The organism is Archangium sp., from assembly GCF_057119385.1.
In genome coordinates this window covers 31,131-52,579 of sequence record NZ_DBNGVP010000218.1, presented here as the reverse complement: position 1 = coordinate 52,579, position 21,449 = coordinate 31,131, and the positions used below count along the sequence as shown (strand labels likewise).

Annotated in this window: 19 protein-coding genes and 3 tRNA genes; 7 read left to right on the top strand and 15 right to left on the bottom strand. The window is 69.7% G+C overall.

Annotated elements, in window-relative coordinates; translation table 11 throughout:
• Window positions 1-119 precede the first annotated feature (119 nt).
• Window positions 120-1,160 (top strand): DNA topoisomerase IB, encoded by a 1,041-nt coding sequence (locus AC16DP_RS49470; RefSeq protein WP_329729904.1) that lies wholly within the window; start codon window positions 120-122, stop codon window positions 1,158-1,160.
• A 19-nt stretch (window positions 1,161-1,179) separates the two neighbouring features.
• On the opposite strand, the gene uvrA is transcribed toward AC16DP_RS49470, so the two are convergent.
• Window positions 1,180-3,729 carry an excinuclease ABC subunit UvrA gene (uvrA, locus tag AC16DP_RS49465; RefSeq protein WP_329729903.1) on the bottom strand — a complete coding sequence of 850 codons (2,550 nt, stop codon included), beginning with the start codon at window positions 3,727-3,729 and terminating at the stop codon, window positions 1,180-1,182.
• 138 nt (window positions 3,730-3,867) lie between these two features.
• Here uvrA and AC16DP_RS49460 point away from each other — a divergent pair, with 138 nt between their 5' ends.
• Entirely contained in the window at window positions 3,868-4,566 is a 699-nt protein-coding gene (locus AC16DP_RS49460; RefSeq protein WP_329729902.1) for a 2OG-Fe(II) oxygenase, read from the top strand.
• Between the two features lie 68 nt (window positions 4,567-4,634).
• On the opposite strand, the gene AC16DP_RS49455 is transcribed toward AC16DP_RS49460, so the two are convergent.
• The 6 genes from AC16DP_RS49455 to murJ form a co-directional block, all read right to left on the bottom strand.
• Entirely contained in the window at window positions 4,635-5,309 is a 675-nt protein-coding gene (locus AC16DP_RS49455; RefSeq protein ID WP_329729901.1) for a hypothetical protein, read from the bottom strand.
• Between the two features lie 143 nt (window positions 5,310-5,452).
• Window positions 5,453-5,526: transfer RNA gene (locus AC16DP_RS49450), tRNA-Met, on the bottom strand.
• A 76-nt stretch (window positions 5,527-5,602) separates the two neighbouring features.
• Window positions 5,603-5,676, bottom strand: a tRNA-Met gene (locus AC16DP_RS49445).
• 81 nt (window positions 5,677-5,757) lie between these two features.
• Window positions 5,758-5,831, bottom strand: a tRNA-Met gene (locus tag AC16DP_RS49440).
• Window positions 5,832-5,948: 117 nt separating this feature from the next.
• Entirely contained in the window at window positions 5,949-8,036 is a 2,088-nt protein-coding gene (locus AC16DP_RS49435; RefSeq protein WP_414640732.1) for a S1 RNA-binding domain-containing protein, read from the bottom strand.
• Window positions 8,037-8,248: 212 nt separating this feature from the next.
• Window positions 8,249-9,898, bottom strand: coding sequence for a murein biosynthesis integral membrane protein MurJ (gene murJ, locus AC16DP_RS49430; RefSeq protein WP_329729900.1), 1,650 nt, complete (start codon window positions 9,896-9,898; stop codon window positions 8,249-8,251).
• A gap of 162 nt (window positions 9,899-10,060) precedes the next feature.
• Here murJ and AC16DP_RS49425 point away from each other — a divergent pair, with 162 nt between their 5' ends.
• The 5 genes from AC16DP_RS49425 to AC16DP_RS49405 all read left to right on the top strand — a co-directional run bounded on the left by AC16DP_RS49425 (window position 10,061) and on the right by AC16DP_RS49405 (window position 15,498).
• Window positions 10,061-10,573 carry a ferritin gene (locus AC16DP_RS49425; protein ID WP_329729899.1) on the top strand — a complete coding sequence of 171 codons (513 nt, stop codon included), beginning with the start codon at window positions 10,061-10,063 and terminating at the stop codon, window positions 10,571-10,573.
• A gap of 27 nt (window positions 10,574-10,600) precedes the next feature.
• Window positions 10,601-11,458 carry a family 1 encapsulin nanocompartment shell protein gene (locus tag AC16DP_RS49420; protein ID WP_329729898.1) on the top strand — a complete coding sequence of 286 codons (858 nt, stop codon included), beginning with the start codon at window positions 10,601-10,603 and terminating at the stop codon, window positions 11,456-11,458.
• A gap of 25 nt (window positions 11,459-11,483) precedes the next feature.
• Window positions 11,484-12,902 (top strand): sigma-54-dependent transcriptional regulator, encoded by a 1,419-nt coding sequence (locus AC16DP_RS49415; protein ID WP_329729897.1) that lies wholly within the window; start codon window positions 11,484-11,486, stop codon window positions 12,900-12,902.
• A 136-nt stretch (window positions 12,903-13,038) separates the two neighbouring features.
• A complete protein-coding gene (locus AC16DP_RS49410; RefSeq protein ID WP_329729896.1) occupies window positions 13,039-14,064 on the top strand; it encodes a M23 family metallopeptidase in 1,026 nt (341 codons plus the stop codon).
• Between the two features lie 141 nt (window positions 14,065-14,205).
• The gene (locus tag AC16DP_RS49405) at window positions 14,206-15,498 is read left to right on the top strand and encodes a hypothetical protein (RefSeq protein WP_329729895.1); all 1,293 of its coding nucleotides are present in this window, start codon (window positions 14,206-14,208) and stop codon (window positions 15,496-15,498) included.
• A gap of 173 nt (window positions 15,499-15,671) precedes the next feature.
• Here the strand turns inward: AC16DP_RS49405 and rsmI are convergent, their stop codons facing one another.
• The 8 genes from rsmI to rpsP form a co-directional block, all read right to left on the bottom strand.
• Window positions 15,672-16,502 (bottom strand): 16S rRNA (cytidine(1402)-2'-O)-methyltransferase, encoded by an 831-nt coding sequence (gene rsmI, locus AC16DP_RS49400; RefSeq protein ID WP_329729894.1) that lies wholly within the window; start codon window positions 16,500-16,502, stop codon window positions 15,672-15,674.
• A gap of 9 nt (window positions 16,503-16,511) precedes the next feature.
• Window positions 16,512-16,889, bottom strand: a complete 378-nt coding sequence (locus tag AC16DP_RS49395; protein ID WP_329729893.1) for a YraN family protein — start codon at window positions 16,887-16,889, stop codon at window positions 16,512-16,514.
• A 55-nt stretch (window positions 16,890-16,944) separates the two neighbouring features.
• On the bottom strand, window positions 16,945-18,903 hold the full coding sequence (locus AC16DP_RS49390) for an ATP-binding protein (protein ID WP_329729892.1): 1,959 nt from the start codon (window positions 18,901-18,903) through the stop codon (window positions 16,945-16,947).
• 96 nt (window positions 18,904-18,999) lie between these two features.
• The gene (rplS, locus tag AC16DP_RS49385) at window positions 19,000-19,434 is read right to left on the bottom strand and encodes a 50S ribosomal protein L19 (protein ID WP_329729891.1); all 435 of its coding nucleotides are present in this window, start codon (window positions 19,432-19,434) and stop codon (window positions 19,000-19,002) included.
• A gap of 123 nt (window positions 19,435-19,557) precedes the next feature.
• Window positions 19,558-20,292 (bottom strand): tRNA (guanosine(37)-N1)-methyltransferase TrmD, encoded by a 735-nt coding sequence (trmD, locus tag AC16DP_RS49380; protein ID WP_329729930.1) that lies wholly within the window; start codon window positions 20,290-20,292, stop codon window positions 19,558-19,560.
• Window positions 20,292-20,852, bottom strand: coding sequence for a ribosome maturation factor RimM (gene rimM / locus AC16DP_RS49375; protein ID WP_329729890.1), 561 nt, complete (start codon window positions 20,850-20,852; stop codon window positions 20,292-20,294). The genes trmD and rimM overlap by 1 nt, the downstream gene beginning before the upstream one ends.
• Complete coding sequence (locus AC16DP_RS49370; protein WP_329729889.1) at window positions 20,849-21,136, bottom strand: KH domain-containing protein; 288 nt, start codon at window positions 21,134-21,136, stop codon at window positions 20,849-20,851. Before AC16DP_RS49370 ends, rimM begins: the two co-directional genes overlap by 4 nt.
• Window positions 21,137-21,161: 25 nt before the next feature.
• Window positions 21,162-21,425 carry a 30S ribosomal protein S16 gene (gene rpsP, locus AC16DP_RS49365; protein ID WP_329729888.1) on the bottom strand — a complete coding sequence of 88 codons (264 nt, stop codon included), beginning with the start codon at window positions 21,423-21,425 and terminating at the stop codon, window positions 21,162-21,164.
• Window positions 21,426-21,449: the final 24 nt, after the last annotated feature.

Here is a 21,449-nt window from a genome sequence, read left to right as displayed (position 1 = left end):
TACGGAAAGCCTTCCCGGCGATTTCAGGTCTGTAGCCCCACCCGGCGGGCGAGCCGGGGCTGCGTTGACGGGGTGCGTCCGGCTGCACAGGCATTGAAGGGAGGAGCCACGACCCGGGCATGACGCACATCGAGAGACTGCGGCAGGACGGAATCCACCGGCGCGGGAGCCCCCAGCGGGGTTTCCACTACGTGCTGGCGAATGGGAAGCCGGTGCCGGCGAAGGAGCGCAAGCGCATCGAGGCGCTGAAGCTGCCGCCCGCGTGGAAGGACGTGCTGATCAGCCCGTCGGCGACGTCGAAGCTGCAGGCGATGGGCAAGGACAGCGCGGGGCGGTGGCAGTACCGCTACCACGAGTCCTTCACGAAGAAGCGGGAGGCGGAGAAGTACGAGCGGGTGGTCGACTTCGCGAGGGCGCTGCCGAAGCTGCGGCGGCGGGTGGCGGCGGATCTGCGCAGGCCGGGGTTGGGGCGCGACAAGGTGATGGCGTGCCTGCTGAGAATCCTGGGGACGTGCTTCATCCGCGCGGGGAGCCAGCAGTACGCGGACGAGAACAAGAGCTTCGGGCTGGCGACGCTGCGGGCCAAGCACGTGAAGGTGAAGGGGGACACGGTCATCTTCGACTTCCCGGGCAAGAGTGGGAAGCAGCAGCACAGGGAGCTGACGGATCGGCAGGTGGCGCGCGTGGTGCGCGAGTGCCTGAAGCTGCCGGGGCGGGACGTCTTCAAGTTCGTGCTGGACGATGGGTTCGTGGTGGACGTGAGGCGGCGCCACATCAACGAGTACATCCAGGAGGTGATGGGGGCGCGCTACAGCGCGAAGGACTTCCGCACGTGGGGCGGGACGCTCATCTGCGCGTGCGCGCTGGCCCGGGCGAAGGAGCGGGTGCGCCAGGAGGCCGCGAAGGACGGAGTGAAACTGGCGAAGAAGACGATGGTGGCGGCGGTGAAGGAGGTCTCCGAGCACCTGGGGAACACGCCCGCGGTGGCGAGGGACTCGTACATCTATCCCTCGGTGCTGGCGATGTTCGAGAAGGGCCAGGTGGTGGAGCGCTACTTCGAGTCGGTGGATGAGTTGGCGCAGCACGAGAAGCCAGCGCTGCACTGCGCGGAGAAGGCGCTGCTGGAGATGCTGGAGGAAGGCAAGAGGCCCTCGGTGTAGGCCTCCCCTCCCCCTCCGTCTACCTCTCCTCCGCCAGGAAGGGCGCCGTGCGGCTCGCGGACGAGGCGGCGACCTCCGCGGGCGTTCCGGCGATCACCACCCGGCCCCCCTCGTCACCGGCGCCGGGGCCGATGTCGATGACCCAGTCGCTCGCCGCGACCACCCGCATGTCGTGCTCGACGAGGATGACAGTGTTGCCCGCCTCGACCAGCCCGTCGAGCTGCGCCATGAGCTTGTCCACATCGGCCGGGTGCAGTCCCGTGGTGGGCTCGTCCAGGATGTAGAGCGTGTTGCCGCGCTGGAGCCGCTGCAACTCCGTCGCGAGTTTGATCCGCTGGGCCTCGCCACCGGAGAGCTCGGTCGCGGGCTGGCCCAACCGCAGGTAGCCCAGGCCCACCTCGCGCAACACGCCGAGCGAGCGCAGCACCTGGGGCTCCTCGGCGAAGAACGCGTGGGCCGCGTCGACGGTCATCCCCAGCACCTCGGCGATGTTCTTCCCGCGGTATTGGATCTCCAGCGTCTTGGCGTTGTAGCGCGCCCCATGACACGTGGGACACGGCGCGTAGACGCTGGGCAGGAAGAGCAGCTCGACGCTCACGAAGCCCTCGCCCTCGCAGGTCTCGCAGCGGCCCTTGGCCACGTTGAACGAGAAGCGCCCCACGTCGTAGTTCCGGGCCCGTGCGGCCTTCGTCGACGCGAAGAGCTTGCGCACGTTGTCGAAGAGTCCCGTGTAGGTCGCCAGGTTGGAGCGCGGCGTGCGCCCGATCGGCTTCTGATCGACCCGGACCAGGCGCTTGATGCTCTCCATCCCCGAGGCAATCCGGCCCCCCGTGGTGAGCACCACGGAGCGCTCCAGCTCCTCGCCCTCCTCTTCCTCCTCGGGGATCTCATGGCCGAGCTGCTCGGAGACCAGCTCCACCAGGACCTGGCTCACGAGGCTCGACTTGCCCGAGCCCGAGACGCCGGTCACGGAGGTGAAGACGCCCAGCGGGAAGTCGACATCGAGGTTGTGGAGGTTGTTGCGGGAGACACCCTCGAGGCGGAGCCACCCCTTGGGCTCGCGAGGCGTGCGGCGCTTCACGGTCTTCCCGGCCCCGAAGAGGTAACGCCGCGTCTGGGACGCCTCCACGGCCGCGAGCCCCTCGAGCGGACCGCTGTAGAGGATCTGCCCGCCCTTCTCTCCCGCGGCTGGCCCGACGTCGACGATCCAGTCGGCGTGGCGGATCACGTCCACCTCATGCTCCACCACGAACAACGAGTTCCCCGAGCCCTTGAGCTGATCCAGCGCCTCGAGCAGCGACTCGGTGTCCGCCGGATGGAGGCCCGCGGAGGGCTCGTCGAGCACGTACACCACGCCGAAGAGGTTGGAGCGTACCTGGGTGGCGAGCCGCAGCCGCTGGAGCTCGCCGGGAGACAGGGTCGGCGTGCTGCGCTCGAGCGAGAGGTAGCCCAGCCCGAGCTCGCTGAGGACCTGGATGCGCGCCAGCAGATCCCTGGCGATCCGCTGGGTGACGAGCGCCTTCTCCGGGTGCTCGCGCGCCAGCTTCGCCGCCCCGGGTGCCGTCCCGTCCACGGCGGGCTGAAGGATGCTGGCCACGCGCTTCAGCGGCAGCCGGGAGAGCTCGCCGATGTCGAGCCCCGCGAAGGTGACGGACAGGGACTCGCGACGCAGCCGCTTGCCCTGGCAGAGGCGGCACTCTCCGCTCACCATGTACTGCGACACGCGCTTCTTCATCAGCGCGCTCTGCGTCGTGGCGAAGGTCTGCAGCACGTACTTCCGGGCGCCCGTGAACGTCCCCATGTAGCTCGGGGGCTCCTTGCGCTTGAGCGCGCGGCGCGTCTCCGCCGGAGTGAAGCCCGCGTAGACCGGGACGGTCGGCTGCTCCTCCGTGAAGAGGATCCACTCCCGGTCCTTCTGGGGAAGGTCTCGCCAGGGACGGTCCACGTCGTAGCCGAGCGACACCAGGATGTCGCGCAGGTTCTGGCCATGCCACGCGGGAGGCCACGCGGCGATCGCGCGCTCGCGAATGGTCAGCGAGTCATCCGGCACCATCGACTTCTCGGTGACGTCGTAGACGCGGCCGAGCCCATGGCAGTTGGGACAGGCGCCCGCCGGGGTGTTGGGCGAGAACGCATCGGAGTCGAGGTGTGGCTGGCCGGGCGGATAGGTTCCGGCGCGCGAGTACAGCAAGCGCAGGGAGTTGGCGATCGTGGTCACGCTGCCCACCGACGAGCGCGTGGTGGGCGTGCCGCGGTGCTGCTGGAGGGCCACCGCCGGGGGCAGGCCGTCGATCGAATCGAACTCGGGGACACCCGCCTGGTCGATCAGCCGCCGAGCGTACGGGGCCACGGATTCGAAGTACCGCCGCTGCGCCTCCGCGTAGAGCGTCCCGAAGGCCAGCGAGGACTTGCCCGAGCCGGAGACGCCCGTGAAGACGACCAGGGCGTCACGGGGCAGCTCGACGTCCACGTTCTTCAGGTTGTGCTCACGGGCCCCTCGCACCCGGACGAATCCCGTCCTGGTGTCGCCTGGAGTCTCTGGAAGGTGGTGACCGCGATTCTTGGGCATGCGTTCCGCTCGGGAAGATCGAGACCTGCTCTTGTCGGAATGTGGTGCCGGGGGCAATGAAGGAAAAGGGGGCCTGCCCGCCCGGATGCCGCGTCTTCGTCCCAGGTCTCCGGGTCTGGACCCGATAGACTCCGGGGCGTGAGCGAGCTCGTCACCCATCGCGACGCCATGCCCGCGGCGAAGCTGGAGGCCCTTCGGGAGGCCTTGCTCTCCTCGCGCTTCGTGGCTCGGAGCCCGCTGATGGGGACGTTCCAGAGCAGCCGGGGCTTCGCGCTCATCTTCACGGAGGCGGGCCGGGCGAAGCTCGAGGAGCGCTTCCCCTTCCTCCAGGACTACCTGGCGCTGGTGATGGATCCGGCGAGCGCTCGGGGGCTGCTGCCCTGGCGCGAGCGGCTCTTCGGTCCCAGGAAGGAGCGGCGCGGGCCGAACGCCTTCTACGTGAACCTGCTGTTGCTGGAGCCCGGGCGGGGCGTGGGCCGGCACATCGACGCGACGCTGCAGGAGCCGAGCGGAGTCCCGGGAGCGACGCCCGAGCACGTGAGCGTGCTCTACCTGAACGTGCCCGAGGGCGCGAAGGGAGGCGCGCTGGTGCTCTCGCGAGGAGCGCAGCCATCGGGCGAGGTGCGTCCGAGGCCGGGGATGTTGGTGCACTTCCGGGGGGACCTGACGCACGAGGTGCAGCCCTTCACGGGAGGTCCAGAGGGGGCGCTGCGGGCGAGCCTCGTGTGCGAGCAGTATGCGTTCGAGCCCGAGGCACTCGCGCGGCTGCCCGAGTTCCGCATCCAGTCCAAGGCGGGTTTCGCGGCGTACCTGCAGGAGCACCGCGAGCGCGGGTGAACGTCACACGGGGGACGACCCTCACCCCCCGCCCTCTCCCAGAGGGAGAGGGAGCATGCGCAACACGATTACCGCAGCCGGGCCGCCAGCGAGCCCAGCTCGCGTGACTTGTGGCCATCCCTCCGCGTCACCTGGATGGCGAGCGCCTCGGCCGCCGCGGCCACCTCCCGCCGCACGTCCGCCGGCAGTTCCGCCTCCACCAGCAGCTCGGGCACCTCCGAGAAGCGCCCGTACTCATCCGCGACGTAGGCCGCGAGCAGCTCCTCGGCCACGGTCCGCGCCGCGCCCGCCACCCTCGCCGCGAGCCCCAGCGTCACCCTCGCCAGCTGCGCGCAGAAGAGGGCCAGCTCGTCCTCGTCCGCGATGCTGTCGAACACCTGCGGCACGGCCTTCACGAAGTAGCGGAGCACCTCCACGCCCTCCGCCGGATAGCCCTCGGCGAAGGAGCGGATATCCCCGAGCAACCGCTCCAACCGCGCGATGTAGCTGGGGAGCTCACGCCAGTCGACGTACCGGACACCCATGGCCCCATCGATGGCCCGCCTCAAGTGCCGGGACAGGGCCTCATCCGCCCTGCCCTGCTTCACCGGCTCGTCCAGGACGTACCTCAGATGCGGATCCGCCAGGAACTGCTCCACGGCGAAGTCCAGCAGCCGCTCCCGAGGCCAGGACTCCAGCCGTGTCCGGAGCTCCGCCCTCAACGTCCGCTGGCTTCCTTGTCCACCACCGTGCTTCCGGCTCATCGAACCAAGTCTAACCACCCCCACCGCAAACGTCACCTCCGAGTGGGTGACTCCGAAAGTGGTGTGGGCCCTGGCCGCACGGATGCCCGGAAACGACAGAAGCCCCGCCGGTTCATCACCGGCGGGGCTTCGTCTTCTTCGAGTTGCGGGGGCAGGATTTGAACCTGCGACCTTCGGGTTATGAGCCCGACGAGCTACCAGGCTGCTCCACCCCGCGACATGTCTCTACACACTGTACTGCTTGCAACGATAAAGCCCCGCTGGCTCATCACCAGCGGGGCCTCATCCACGAGTTGCGGGGGCAGGATTTGAACCTGCGACCTTCGGGTTATGAGCCCGACGAGCTACCAGGCTGCTCCACCCCGCGATACCGTTTGCGGCTGCTGCTCTATGTCAAACACCAGAGACCCTGTCATCTATTTCCGGCAGGGTCTCCGGCGAGTCTGAGTTGCGGGGGCAGGATTTGAACCTGCGACCTTCGGGTTATGAGCCCGACGAGCTACCAGGCTGCTCCACCCCGCGGCGTCGAAGCGGGAGGCTAAGTACCGCCCTCCCCCTGTACCGTCAACACTTTTCCTCGAACGCCAGGAGACGCGTGCGGCATTCCCCGCGTCTCCCGTGCGCACCGAGCGCCGGGCGTTACTTGCCCGACTTCTTCAACAGATCGGCGAAGGTGCCGAATCCCTTCTTGCCGCCGCCCACGGGCTGCTGGCTCTTCGTCCACGCCTCGACCTCCGCGCGCTCCTCGGCCCGCTCGGCGGCGGTGATGGAGAGGCGGATCTTCCCGGAGGCGTCGATGTCCACGAGGGCCACCTTCAGCTCCTGGCCGAGCGAGAACTTCTTGCGCAGGTCCGTGCCGCGCTCGGTGCCCGTCTCGGAGGCGGGGATGAGGCCCTTGCCGCCGGGGAAGACGAGGAACACGCCGTAGGGCTCGATGCGGTCCACCTTGCCCACCACCACCTGGCCCACCTTCGGGCGAGGCGCCGCGGGCTCGGCGGGCTTCTTCTCCTGCTGGGCGGCGGCGGGGGCCGGACGCTCCTCGGCGGGGCGCTGGGCCTCCTCCTCGGTGATCCGGCGCAGGCCGATGCGCTTGTCGTTGGGCTCGATCTTCTCCACCTGCACCCAGATGGTCTCGCCCACCTGCACCACGTCGCGCGGGTGCGCGATGCGGCGCTCGGACAGCGCGGAGATGTGCACCAGGCCGTCCACGCCCGGACGCAGCTCCACGAAGGCGCCGAAGGGCTGCAGCCGCACGACCTTGCCCTGCAGCCGGTCACCCTCCTTGATCTCCGCGAGCGCCGTCTTGAAGGGATCCTCCTGGCGGGCGCGCATGGAAAGCGTGATCCGCTCCTTCTGCTTGGCCTTGTCGGGCGAGTTGGGCTGGGCGGCCTCCATGCGGAGGATCTCCACCTCGACCTCGTCACCCTGCTTCACCACGTCGCTCGGGTGGGCCACGCGCATGTAGGACATCTCGGAGACGGGGATCATGCCCTCGACTCCGCCCAGGTCCACGAAGGCGCCGAAGTCACGCACGCCGGTGACGCGGCCCTTGACGACCTTGCCCTCGGCGAGCGTCTCGCGCGTCTTGGCGGCCAGCTTGCGCTGCTCGTCCTCGAGCAGCGAGCGGCGCGAGAGCACCACGTTGCGGTCCCGCACCTCGGTGACGCGGAAGGTGAGCTTCTCGCCGATGAACGTGTCCGGCTTCTCCACGAAGCGGATGTCCAGCTGGCTGATGGGGCAGAAGGCGCGCACGTCGCCGATGGCGACCTCGACACCGCCCTTGTTGACGGAGAGGACCATGCCCTCCACGGGCATGCCGGAGGCGCGGGCCTCGGCGAGCATGGCCATGTTGGCGCTGCCCTTGGCCAGCGCGCGGCTGAGCAGGATGCCCCGGGCGCCCGCCTCGATGACGTGCGCCTCGATGGTGTCACCCACGCCGTAGCGCAGCACGCCCTCGTCGTCCTTGAGCTCGCGCAGCTCGATCATCGCCTCGCTCTTGGCGTTGGACAGCGTCACGAAGGCCGTGTCCGCGCCGAGCTGGAAGATCGTGCCAGACACCTTCTCGCCGATGCGCACCGCGCGCCGGCCCGGGACGCCGCCGTCCTTCTGCTGCGCCTCGAACATCTCGGCGAAGGACTGGGACTCGGGGACCTCCTCGTACAGCGCGGCGCTGGGAGCCGGCGCGGGAGGGGCCTTCCGGGGGGCCGGAGCCGGGGGAGCCGCCGGAGCGGCCGTCTCGGCGGGAGCCGCGGCCTCGGCGGGCTCGGCCGGAGCGGTCGACGACGGCGCTGGGGTCACCGGGCCCCGCGTCTCCACCGCGCCCGAGGCGCGCTTGACGACCACCATGGGGCCCTGGGGACGGCGCTCGCCGCCCCCCTTGCCACCCCGGTCGCCGCCACGGCCACCGCGCTCACCGCCCCGCTCACCACGCGGACGGCGATCGTCACGGCCACCGCCCTCGCGGGGCGCACCCTGCTGCGGCTGGGCAGCGGCCTCACCCTCCGGCTTCGCCGCCGGACGGGCCTCGCGCTCGCCACCCCGCTCGCCGCGCGGGCGATCCGAACCGCGGTCCCGGTCACGGCCGCCGCGCTCCTCGCGCTCGCCGCCACGGCCCGCCGGGATGCCGAGCATCACGTCGCCAAAGGTGGCCTTGGGCTTCTTGGGACCGAATCCCCCAGGACCGCCACCGCCACCAGAACCAACGGAACCGTTCTTCTCGTCGCTCACTGCCAGGACCTTCCTGAACGTAATCGGAATCCAGCCTTGGGGGACCGTACCCCCATGCTGGGTCAAAAGGCGGCGCACTCTACACACGCGCCGTGCTTGGACGGAAGACGCATGTGGTCATCTTCTGTCAAGCGCACCCGGAACCCCTTCATAACGCGACATGTCGCCTGTCCCATCCCCCACCCCGGGAATCGGGCTCGCCCGCCTGCTTCCTAGCGAGCGGCTCGACGGCGGAGGAGGCGCTGGAAGACGGCCCTGGCCTCGGGGATGCCCAGGGCCCCCGTGACACCGAAGTAGACCGCCCCGAAGGGCAGCACCACCGCCAGGAACAGGATGATCGGATGTAGGTGTGGTGGAGCCAGCAGGCCGCCACCCCACTCCGCCTCCACCCCGGGCATGGTCCCCAGCGCCCGGGCCAGGGCCAGCTTGATGCCCAGGCCCGTGAGCCCCGCCGCCAGCGCGGCCCCCCACAGCTTGAGGAGCAGCGCCCGGGGCACCCCCACGTGGCCGATCTGCCCCGCGAGCGTCCGCCGCAGCATCTGCGACTCGAACCAGGCCACCATGCCGCTCGTCACGGTGAGGAACACCGCGCCCAGGTGCGCGGGCAGGCCCACCAGTGCCGGCAGCCGCAAGGCGAGGAACCAGGCCGCCGCGGCGCCCAGGCTCACGCGCACCACCGCGAAGCGCAGCGGCGTCCGGGTGTCCTTCAGCGCATAGAAGGCCGAGGCGTACAGCCGGCCCAGCGCGGAGGCCACCAGGCCCACCGCCGAGCCCATCAACAGGTACCAGAGGTAGCGCGTGTCCGCGGCGGTGAAGCGGCCCGTCTGCAGCAGCCCGCCCGCGATCACGTCCCCAATGAAGAGCAGCGCCGCCGCCGAGGGCACCACGAAGAAGGCGATGCGGCGCGCGCCCGCCTCGATGCGCGTGCGCAGCTTCGTGGACACATCCTCCCCCGCCCCCGCCGCGCGCGACATCTCGGGCAGTTCGGCCGCGGAGATGGACATGCCGAAGAGGCTCACCGGGATGAGGTAGAGGGTCTGCGCGTACGTCAGCGTGGACAGCGCGCGGCCCGCGATGAGCGACGCATAGGACGTGTCCACGTAGGCGCTCACCTGCACCACGCCGCGGCCGATGACCACCGTGCCGAAGCTGCGCAGCACCTGGCGCACGGACTCGCTGGCGGTGGACAGCGTGGGCCGGAAGCCGCCGAGCACCCGCATGATGGACGGCACCTGCACCGCGAACTGCAACAGGCAGCCCGCCACCACGCCATAGGAGAGCACCACCACCAGCCGCTCTTCCGGCAGCCCGCGCCGGCCCGCCACCACCAGCGTGGCGATGATGGCCAGGTTCCACACCACCGGGGCCAGGTACGACAGGAGGAACTTCCGGTGGCTGTTGAGCACGCCCAGGCACCACGCGGACAGCACCAGCATGCCCGTGCCCGGGAAGAGGATGCGGACCAGCTGGATGGCCATGGACCGCGCCTCGCCCTCGAAGCCCGGGGCGATGGTGTCCACGAAGAGCGGCGTGACGAGCATGCCCGCCGCCACCATCACGCTGGTGGCCAGCGCGAGCAGCCCGAACACCGCGCCCGCGACACGATCCGCCTCCTTCGTGTCGCCCTTGCCCAGCAGGCCCGCGTACACGGGGATGAACGAGCCGGAGAGCACGCCCTCGCCGAAGAGGTTCTGCAGGAAGTTGGGGATGCGCAGGGCGGCCTTGAACACGGCGGCGGCCATGCCGTTGCCCAGGTAGTGCGCGAAGAAGCGCTCGCGCACCAATCCCATCAAGCGCGAGGCGAAGATGCCCACCGCGACGAACAGCGCGCCTCCGCTTCGGGCACGCGTCCCGGGCGACACGGGACGGGGTTCAGCAACGGGAGAGGGGGCGGAGCGAGGAGCGGGAACGGTCACGAGAGGGCAATCACTCTATGCGGAGCGTTCACCTGCTTGAAGCGCGAACTCCGGTGCCATGGTTTCTCTTGACGGTTCCCCCTGCGGGCCGCAATGGTCAGCGCTCCCATGGCCGGTCCCCCAGATAACGACCTCTCGACCGATGTGGCGCTCGTCCGCCAGGTCCTGGCGCGCGAACTGGAGACCATCAACGAGTACGAGGCCCATGCCCGCGCCGCCTCCACCCCGGAGCTGCGCGACTTCTTCCTGCACCTGGCCGCCGAGGAGAAGGAGCACGTGGCCGAGGCCGTCCACATGCTGCGCCTCCTCGACGCGGGGCAGGAGGCCCACTTCGCCAGACCCGTCACCACGGGCCACTTCCAGGGCGCCATCGAGGGCAGGCCCTCCCCTGCCCCCGCTCGTGCCCCGGCCCCTGCTCCCGCCGCGGCGGCGCCGTCTCCGGCCGCTCCGTCCGAGCCCGTCTCCCGGGGCCCGGCGCGGGGTGGACGCAATGGCAATGGCCAGGCCGAGCCGCCTCCTGGCCTCGTACAACCCGAGCGCGTCCTGTATGGCGTGCCCGCCCCGCCGCCCAGCCCGGGCGTCCAACCCTTGACCGTCGGCTCGCTGCGGCGCAGCCGCTGACGCCGTACCTCCCCCTGGAGCGTCCCCATGCCTGACTTCCTTGGACATGCCGAGAACCCGCTGCGCGAGGACGAGTGGGCCCGCCTCAACGAGACCGTCATCCAGGTCGCCCGCCGGTCGCTCGTCGGCCGTCGCATCCTGGACATCTACGGCCCGCTGGGCGCTGGTGTGCAGACCGTCCCCCACGATGAGTACACCGGCGTGAGCCCGGGCGCGGTGGACATCGTCGGCGAGCAGGAGACGGCCTCCGTCTTCACCGACGCGCGCAAGTTCAAGACGATCCCCATCATCTACAAGGACTTCCTGCTGCACTGGCGCGACATCGAGGCCGCGCGCCTGCACAACATGCCCCTGGACGTGTCCGCCGCCGCCGGCGCCGCCGCCCTCTGCGCCCAGCAGGAAGACGAGCTCATCTTCTACGGAGATCCCAAGCTCGGCCACGAGGGGCTGATGAACGCCACCGGCCGCCTCACCGTGCCGCTCGGTGACTGGGGCACTCCCGGGGCCGGCTACCTCTCCATCGTCGAGGCCACCCGCCGCCTCAACGAGTCCGGCCACTACGGCCCCTACGCCGTCATCCTCTCCCCTCGCCTCTTCTCCATGCTGCACCGCATCTTCGAGAAGACGGGCGTGCTGGAGATCGAGACCATCCGTCAGCTCGCCTCGGACGGTGTCTTCCAGTCCAACCGGCTGCGCGGGGACTCGGGCGTGGTCGTCTCCACCGGCCGCGAGAACATGGACCTGGCGGTGGCCATGGACATGGTGGCCGCCTACCTGGGCGCCTCGCGGATGAACCATCCCTTCCGGGTGCTGGAGTCGCTCATCCTCCGCATCAAGCACCCCGACTCCATCTGCACCCTGGAATCCGCGCCGAACCGCGGCTAGTCCGGCGCAACCCCGCCAGCCCCCCATGGCGAAGATCCTGGTCATCGACGACGAGGCGAACCTGCGCAAGGTGCTCGCCGCCATGCTGCGCCGTGACGGCTTCGACGTCACCGTCGCGGCCGATGGCGAGCAGGGTCTCGCCGAGTTCAACAAGAATGGCGCGGACATCGTGGTGACGGACCTCGTCATGCCCAAGGCCGGTGGTATGGAGGTCCTGCGCGCGGTCAACGCCGCCAACCCCGACGTGCCCGTCATCATCATCACCGCGCACGGCACCGTGGACTCCGCCGTCGAGGCCATCAAGGCCGGCGCCTTCGACTACGTCACCAAGCCCTTCGATCAGGCGGAGCTCTCGGCCGTCATCGCCAAGGCGGCCAAGGCGCACGACGTCGCCCAGCGCTCGGTACGCGCCGACGCCAAGGCCCGCGCCGCCATCATCGGCGAGTCGCCTCAGCTCCAAGAGGTCTTCAAGATCATCGACAAGGTGGCGGACACCCCCTCCACCGTCCTCATCAATGGCGAGAGCGGCACCGGCAAGGAGCTCATCGCCTCGGCCCTGCACGGCGCCTCCAGCCGCCGCGACAAGCCGTTCATCAAGATCAACTGCGCCGCCATCCCCCACAACCTCCTCGAGTCCGAGCTCTTCGGCTACGAGCGTGGAGCCTTCACCGGCGCCGTCACCTCCAAGCCCGGCCGCTTCGAGCTGGCCGACGGTGGCACCCTCTTCCTCGACGAGATCGGAGAGATCCCCGTCGAGATGCAGGTGAAGCTGCTGCGCGCGCTGCAGGAGGGCGAGTTCGAGCGCGTGGGTGGCATCAAGACGACGCGCGTGGACGTGCGCCTCATCGCCGCCACCAACAGGGATCTGCAGGCGGAGATCGAGGCCGGGCGCTTCCGCAAGGATCTGTACTACCGGCTGGCGGTGGTGCCCATCGTGCTGCCGCCGCTGCGCGAGCGCCGCACGGACATTCCGATGCTCGCCGGGCACTTCGTGGAGAAGTACAACCGCAAGCTCAACAAGAAGATCGAGAGCATCTCCGACGACGCCATGGCGCTGCTGCAGGCCTACAACTGGCCGGGCAACATCCGCGAGCTGGAGAACCTCATCGAGCGCGTGTTGCTCTTCGCCGACGGCCCCTCCATCACCGCGAAGGATCTCCCGGATCCGGTCCGCCAGGGCTCCGGCACGCCAGCGCCCGCTCTCTCGGCCGCTCCCCTGGAGGCCTCGACGGGCGAGGGAGGGCTCAAGGACATCGTCCGCATGAAGGCGGCCGAGCTGGAGAAGGACCTCATCACCAAGGCCCTGGAGGAGACGGGTGGCAACGTCACGCGAGCAGCCAGGCTGCTGCAGATCAGCCGCAAGTCCCTCCAGACGAAGATGAAGGAATTCGGCCTGCGCGACACCACCCCGCCGGACGGGCGGGACGAATCCATCGACGAGTGACCCGGGACGGCGAAATATCGCCGCGAAACCATCGGTTCGGTCCCGGCCACAACCCCTTTCCTCTCTGGGAGCCTGAATGCGGCCGCCTCTTCCCACCCTCGGACCACAGCCGAAGAAAAGCCCTGTAGGTCCGGTGATGGTCGTCTCCTTGCTGCTGGGTCTGAGCGCCGGAGGCGTGTGGTGGTGGAAGCAACGGCTCGCCTCGGAGACCCCCCCCGCCACGGCCGAGCAGCAGCTCACCGCGCCCGTGGCCATGGGCTCCGGGGAGGCCGGCTCCACCGCCGCCGCTCCTTCCGCCACCACCCCCTCGGCGGCTGCCACGGCCGCCGCCGCCGCGGCCCCCTCGGATCCGCTCACGGCGGCCGGGCTGTCGCGCGCCACCATCCGCATTGACGGCCCCATGGAGACGGCCGTCACCGCCGCCGCCGGCCCCGAGGTGGGCCCCGCGCTCGCCCAGGTGGTGACGCGCACGCTCGTGTGGTGGGTGGACGTGCCGGGAGATCTCCGGCGGGGGGACACGCTCGACGTGCTCTACCAGGTGCGCCCCAACGAGGAGCCCCTCGTGTACGCGGTGCGCTTCACCAGCAACAAGACGGGCCAGACGCACCGCGCCTACCGCTTCCAGCCCGAGGGCGACAAGAACCCTCGCTACTACCTGCCCAGTGGCGAGGAGCTGGAGCTGCGCCTGGAGAACTCGCCCCTGGACGACTACGAGCAGGTGACGTCGCTGCTGCGCGATGGCCGCCGGCACAAGGGCGTGGACTTCAAGACGCCCGTGGGCACTCCGGTGAAGGCGCCCTTCACGGGCATTGTCCGCCGCAAGAACTGGAGCTTCCGCTTCAACGGCAACTGCATCGAGCTGGAGGAGATTGGCGGCAAGCACCGCCGCGCGCTCTTCCTGCACATGGACGAGCTGCCGCGCTCGCTCAAGGTGGGAGACCGCTTCAACGTGGGCACCATGCTGGGCCGCAGCGGCAACAGTGGCCGCTCCTTCGCGCCCCACCTGCACTATCAGCTCGAGGCCGGTGACGAGCGCGTGCTGGATCCGTACGAGAGCCACCGCACCTACCGCCGCTCGCTCGCGGCGGGCCAGCGCACGGCCTTCGAGGCCGAGGTGCGCCGGCAGGATGGGCTGCTCGGCACCACGGTCGCCGGCGGATGAAGCCATCCGTTTCTTGACACCCCTGCTGGCGGCGGCTAGCGTCCCCGGACAATTTCTCAACATTTCCCGGGGGTTACGCGGCACGGGTGGTCCGAGCGGACCCCTCGCCCCGACCTCCGAGGAAGTGGTTCCGGAGGTCGGATGTCCAGGCTTCGCGCCGTAGTCGCCGCGCTGACGCTGGGAGTGCCGTTCGTCGCCACCGCGGCGGATATCACCCGCGTCGCTTCGTCCTTCGAGGACGAGGATCCATTCGGGATGTTCATCGATGTGGGCATCGAGCACTCGCAGCGGCGTACGAAGATCGTCCGCGAGGCCCTGCCCACCACCACGGGCGGGACGCGTCAGTACCAGGGCGAGCTCTGGTACAGGAGCTACGACACGCGCCTGAACCTGGACGTGGCCTTTGGCATCGCCCAGGACGTGGAGCTGTCGTTCGGGCTGCCCGTGGTGCTGCTCCAGGATGAGTCCTGGGCGTTCGTGTCGGGCACGAACCCGGGCAACTCCACCATCACGAACAACTTCGTGCGCAACAACTGCGACGGCATGGGCAAGCCCTGCTCGCTCACGACCCCCGAGCCGCTCTTCAACATGCCCGCGAACGGGTTCTTCGAGACGTTCCGCGGTGGTCTGGGCAACGCGCGCTTCGGGTTCGCGTGGTCCATCTTCAACCAGCTCAAGGACGAGACGAAGCCCACGTGGACGGTGGGGCTGGACTACGAGGCGCCCACGGCGAAGCTGCTCGACCCGAGCTTCGTGACGACCAAGGACCAGCGGGGTGCCGTTGGTGACCGGGTGCACAAGTACACGGTGTACACGGCGCTCTCGCGGCAGATCGGCCTGGCGGATCCGTACTTCCGGATGCACTACACCATCCCGGTGCGCGGCCCGGGCGCCTGGACGAACTGCAACAACCGCAACGTGGATCCGCAGAACCTCGGCCACCCGCAGAACTGCGGCGCCGCTGGGTGGGAGCGCAAGGAGACGGGCATCCAGGCGCCCCACGTGGCCGGCGTGATGTTCGGCTCCGAGTTCCAGGTGCTCGACACGCCCACGCGCAAGTTCAAGCTGGACCTGCGTGCCATCAGCAACTACGTGTCCGAGGGCCGCTACTACAACGAGATGAGCGGCCCGCTGCGCAAGCTGCTCGCCACCGGGGACTACGTGCAGATCGGCGGCCAGTTCGCCCTGACGGCCCAGCTCTCCGACTTCCTGTCCGTCCGGGGCTCGGGCATGTACCTGTACAACACGGACCACGTGCTGACCGACGAGAAGATCGGCAAGGACCTGGACGGCAACGGTACGGTGGACATCACGGGCAACACCGCCGAGCTGAACCCCAACTTCGACTACCGCACGGACTTCGTCTCGCGGCGTTTCCTCGCCACCGAGAGCAGGGACTTCCGTCTGGACGTCACCGCCACCCTGCGGTTCTGAATTTCCCCTCTCCCCTCGGGAGAGGGACGGGGTGAGGGTGCCCGCATCCCGGGTTGAACCCCCTGTCCACACGGGGGGGTCACGGGTTGAAGAACGGGCCTGGATACCCTCACCCTGACCCTCTCCCGGAGGGCGAGGGGATATTGGTGAGGACTGGACTCACTTGATGGGGTTCACCGCTTCTTGAGCCCGAGCCCCAGCCGGTACACGTCCTGTCCGGACCAACCGGCGCGCCGGGCCAGCTCGGTGCTGAGGGCCTTGAGCTTCTCCCCTCGCCCGAGCCCCTCCTCCAGCGCTCGCTGCAGCTCCTCCTCGGACCAGCGCCGCTCTCCGGTGCGCCCCTCCACCAGCACCACCACCTCACCCCGGGGCTCCTCGGCCGCGTAGCGCTCCGCCAGCGCCGACAGCGTGCCGCGCACGAACTCCTCGTGCACCTTGGTCAGCTCCCGCGCCACCACCGCGCGCCGGTCTCCCAGCGCGGCCTTCAGGTCCGTCAGCGTCTCGGCCAGCCGGCGTGGGGACTCGTAGATCCCCACCGTGGCCGACAGCGGCGCCACCTCCTCCAGCATGGCCTGGCGCTCGGGTCCCTTGCGCGGCAGGAAGCCCAGGAAGTGGAAGCGCCCGGTGGGCAGCCCCGAGGCACTCAGCGCCGCCACCAGCGCCGTGGGGCCCGGAATTGGCACCACCTTCACCCCGCGCTCGATGGCCTCGGCCACCAGCTTCTCCCCGGGATCGCTGATCCCCGGGCTGCCCGCGTCCGTCACCAGCGCGCAGTCCTCACCGGCCTCGAGCCGCTCCAGGATGCGGCCGGCGCGCTGGCCCTCGGCGAAGGCCGGCAGGCTCACCGTGTCCGCGGAAATACCGAAGTGGTCCAACAGCACGCGCGAGTGCCGCGTGTCCTCACAGGCCACGAAGGACACCGCGCGCAGCGTCTCCAGGGCGCGCGTGGAGATGTCCCCCAGGTTCCCGATGGGCGTGGCCACCAGATAGAGCGTTCCAGGCATATCCGTTCCTCACATCCCCGCGTCGAAAGCGCCCGGGAGGTGCTCCACCGTCGCGTGCTCGCCACGGCCCACCACCGAGATGACATCGAAACGGATCATCCTGTCCCGCAGCCGGTGGGCCAGGAGGTAATGCAGCGCGGCCTTCACCACCTTGCGCTGCTTGGCGAAGGACACCGTGTGGGAAGGGTCTCCCCACACCGCCGTGGAGCGCATCCGCACCTCCACGAAACACACGGTGTCCCCGTGCTCGGCCACCACGTCCAGCTCCCCGTAGCGGCAGGAGAAATTGCGCGCGCGCACCCGGTAGCCCCGTGACTCCAGGAAACGCACCGCCGCCTCCTCGCCCTCGTCCCCGAACCCCTTCCGATCCACCCCTGCCCTTCCCATCCCCACCCCTCCCGAGCCCCCTCCGTTGGGGGCCCCTCACGCCACGTGGCGCGTCCTACACACTGACAGGCCCGTCCGACAGCTGCGCCAGGCCGGGATGCGGCGTGACGTGCAGCACCTGCGTCAACGTGCCCAGGTGCTTGAGCATCCGCCCCAGCAGCGGCAGCCGGGACTCGTCGAGGCCGACCAGCGCGTCCTCCACGAGCAGCGGCAGCTTCACCCGGGCGCTCACCTTCTCCACCACCGTCAGCCGCAGGCTCAGGAAGAAGAGGTCCACCTCACGCGGAGGCAGCTCGCCCACCGGCACGCGCCGGCCCGCGGAGGTCACCACCATCGTCCGCCCATCCCGATCCCACTCCACGCCGACGTAGCGGCGCTCCGTGAGCGCGCTGAAGTACTGCACGCACCGCTCGCGCATCATCCCGATGACGGCGGCCACGTCCGTGGCCAGCAGATCCCCCGCCAGGCCGAGCACCAGGGGCGCCGGATCCTCCAGGGGCTCCATGCCGCCACCGGCCAGGTCGGCCCCCGCCATGCCCATGCCGGCCAGCTGCGGGTTGCGCGCCAGCGCGATGGACTCCTTGAGCCGGGCGAGCTCCCGCTCCACCTCGCGCAGGTCGCGCACGAAGGCGCCCTTCTCGGAGATCTTCGCGTTGAGCAGCTCGATCTGCTGGCGGAGCACCGGCAGCTGACGGATGGCCTCCTGGAACTCCGGGTGCTTCTCCACCGAGACGAGCTCGGCGCGCAGCTGGGCCACCTCGGCGCCGAGCTGCTCGCGGCGCTGCAGGCGCAGGGGAATCTCCTTGGGCGTGTCCACGTCGAACACTTCCAGGGCCTTGCGCACCGGACCGGCCTCGGCCTCGAACTCCTCGAGGATCTTCTTCTCGCGCACGGCGAACATCTCCTTGCGGCGGCCCAACCGGTCCCTGTCCTGCAGCTCGTCCACGTAGCGCATGGCGAGCACCGCGGCGAAGCCGAAGGCCGGGATGTCCAGCAGCGCCACGTACCGGGCCCAGTCGCTGAAGGAGAAGCTGACGGCGAAGCACGCCACACCCGCGGCCACGGCGATCCAGAAGTTGCGGTTGCGCACGAGCGGCTCGATGTCCGGCAGCCGCTGCGCCTCCTCCTCGGCCACCTCGCGCTCGGACTCCAGGCGCGCCAGGGCCTCGTCACGGCGCGCGAGCGACCGCGGGTAGCGCTCCGCCCGGGCCACGATGTCCTGGGGCAGACCGAACGACTCGGGCGTGGGCTCGGCGTTCCAGGCCTCCTCGGCCTGGCGCACCTTCTCCTTGAGGCCATCGGTGCCGCGCAGCTTCGACTCGAGATCGAAGACCTGGGAGTTGAGCCCGTCCACCTCGAACTGGAGGTTGTCCACCTCCCTGCAGAGCACCAGCTCCTTCTCGAGCTCGCGCACCTTCGCCTCGGCGGCGGGGATGTCCGAGACCGGTATGACACCCGGAGACGAGATGGACATGCCGGGAGAGGAATGCGCCATGCCCGGAGACGTGGGCGAGCGCATCGCGGGCATGCCCGGAGACGAGAGCGCGCGCAGGCCCGACGTGGAGGCCCGGGCCCCACCGCGAGGACGGCGCGAGGGTAGCTGCGCCGCCTGGAGGCAGAAGAGCTGCTCGAAGGTGGTGCGCGGCGGCAGACCCACCTGGCCGCGGAGGAACTGGTTGGCCTCGGCGGTGTCCTGCGTCACCAGCTCCGGCTGCTTCGTGGCGGGGTTGAGCCGGTGCAGCGAGCCGCCTCCACCCAGCTCGCGCAACACGCGGTAGGTGACGGAGTCCTGTCCCACGAAGGTGAGCGCGGCCTTGCCCGCCTTCTGCGTGGAGGCGGCGAGCGCGGCATCACCGCCCCGGCCATCCGCGTAGAGCAGCGCGAGTGACAGCCCCGCCAATGGACTCAGCTCCGGCGTGGGGGGCTTGAGGACCAGATACCCGGTCTTGAAGGCGAAACGGCCCGCCGGAGAGAACCCCCGGACGTTCTGGACGGCAACCTCGACGAAGTGCATGCGCCCCCATTCTAGCGCGCATGGGCATGAAAAAAGGGAGCGTCCTCGAAAGGACGCTCCCCAAAAAAGCACCGGCCCACGAGGGCCGGCGAGCAATCAGGCGGTCGGACCCTTGGCGGTCGTCTTGCCGGAGGCGTGGCTGGCGGCCGCGTGGCTGACAGCGGCGGCGCGGCGCATCTCCGCGTCCTCCTGGGTCTCCACGCGGGAGGCCTTGCCCTTGAGGGCGCGGAGGTAGAAGAGGCGGTTGCGGCTCACGTTGCCGCGGGAGAGGACCTCGATCTTCTCGTAGCGCGGGCTGTGCATCGGGAAGATGCGCTCCACGCCCACGCCGAAGGACACCTTGCGCACGGTGAAGGTGGCACGGTTGTGGCCCTTCTTCTTGCGGATGACGACACCCTCGAACGCCTGCACGCGCTCCTTGTCGCCCTCCTTGACCTTCCAGTGGACTCGAACCGAGTCACCGGTACGGAACTCGGTGACGTCCTTACGGAGGTTCTTGGCCTCCACGTACTCGATCGCGCTGCGACGCATGACTGACTCCAGAAAAGCTCGGACTCGGGGTACGAAAACTGAGAGCGGGCCGTACTACCAGAGAGCCGGGGGTCGGACAAGCCCGCTGAACACCGACCAATGGCCCAGGAACCGTCGGAGGGGCTACAGCTCCTCCTCTTTCTTCGACAACAGCTTCAAATCCGCCTTGTCGAACTGCAGGCGGGCATACAGGTCCGGGCGCCGCTCCCGGGTGAGCTGCAGGGCCTTCCAGCGGCGCCAACGGGCAATCCGCGCGTGATCTCCGGACTGGAGGGCGGCGGGCACCTCGGCGCCGCGGAAGACGGGCGGCCGGGTGTAGTGGGGGTGCTCCAGCAGGCCCTCCTCGAAGCTCTCCGTGACGCTGGAGACCTCGTTGCCCAGCACTCCGGGCAGCAGCCGGGCCACGGCGTCCACCACGGCCAGGGCGGCCACTTCGCCCCCGGTGAGGATGAAGTCCCCCAGGGACACCTCCCCGTCCAGGTACGGCATGACGCGCTCGTCCACGCCCTCGTAGCGGCCGCAGACGAGGATCAGCCCGGGCTCCTTCGCCAGCTCGCGCGCCCGCGCCTGGGTGAAGACGGGGCCCCGAGGGCTCATCAGCAGCACCTTCGCCCCGGCGGGGGCGCGGGCCCGGGCGGCCTCGATGGCGGCCACCAGCGGCTCCGGCTTCATCACCATGCCGGCACCACCCCCGTAGGGCGTGTCGTCGGTGACGCGGTGCTTTCCCTCGGCGTAGTCGCGGATGTACGTGACGGTGACGCCGAGCAGCCCCTTCTCCTGGGCCTTCCCGAGGATGCTCGCGCCCAGGTAGCCCGAGACGCTGTCCGGGAAGAGCGTCACCACCTCCACGGGGTACATCACTCGCCCCCTTCTGGCTCGCCCTCCGCCGACTCCTGCCCACCCACCTCCAGGTACTCCGGAGGCTTCACCACGAGCCGGCCGCCCGGGATGTCCACGGTGGAGACGAAGTCGTCGACGAAGGGCACCACCAGCTCTTCCTGGCCCTCGGCGCGGATGACGAGGTTGGGAACCTCACCGGTCTCCCAGATCTCCTCCACGCGGCCGAGCACCTTGCCGGACGCGTCCACGGCGGTGAGCCCCACCAGGTCACCCTGGAAGTACTCGTCCTCGGCGGGAGGCTCGAGGTCCTCCCGGAAGGCGAGCACTTTGGCGCCCACCAGCGCCTCGGAGGCATCGCGGCCCTTCACGCCCTCGAAGACGACGAGCATCTCCTTGGGCGTGGGCCGCACGGAAACAATCCGCAAGACGCGCTCGGCGCCGGTACGGGGACGCACGAGCACACGCTCGACATGGTCGAGCGTCTCGGACGCCGGGTCGAAGGTGCGGACGGCCACCTCTCCCTGGAGACCATGGGCGCGGGCCACATAGCCCAGCTCGAGATGGGGTTTGAGGGTCACGGGCCTTCAGGGGGTGTGGCGGGCGTGGGGGTCCCGGCCAGGGGTTGACGCCGGTCGTCCTGGATCTCCAGACGGACCTTCTGGCCCTGCTTCTGGGCCGCGGCGCCAACCAACGTCCGGAGGGCACCCACGGTGCGACCGTCCCGGCCGATGACCTTGCCCACGTCCTCGGGGGCGACCTTCAGCTCATAGAGCCGGGCCCCCTCGACGTCGGACGCGCGCAGGCTCACCTGGTCCGGTTGATCGACCAGGGCCCGCGCGAGATAGATGATGAGCTGCTCCACGCTGTCCGCTCGGCCTGCGAGGAGACTAAGCGGGCTTGGCGGCGGGGGCGGCGCGCTTGTGGCGCTTGATGAGCTCGCCCACGGTCTCGGAGGGCACCGCGCCGGACTTCAGCCAGTACTCGAGGCGCTCAGCGGCGAACTCCACCTTGGCGGGCTTGTGGTTGGGATCGTAGGAACCCACGGCCTCGAGGAACTTGCCATCCCGGGGGTTACGGGAGTCGGTGGCCACCACGTGGTAGTACGGCTTCTTCTTGGCGCCCGCGCGGGCAAGACGGAGGACAACGGCCATTTCTGATGCTCCAGGTGAAAACTG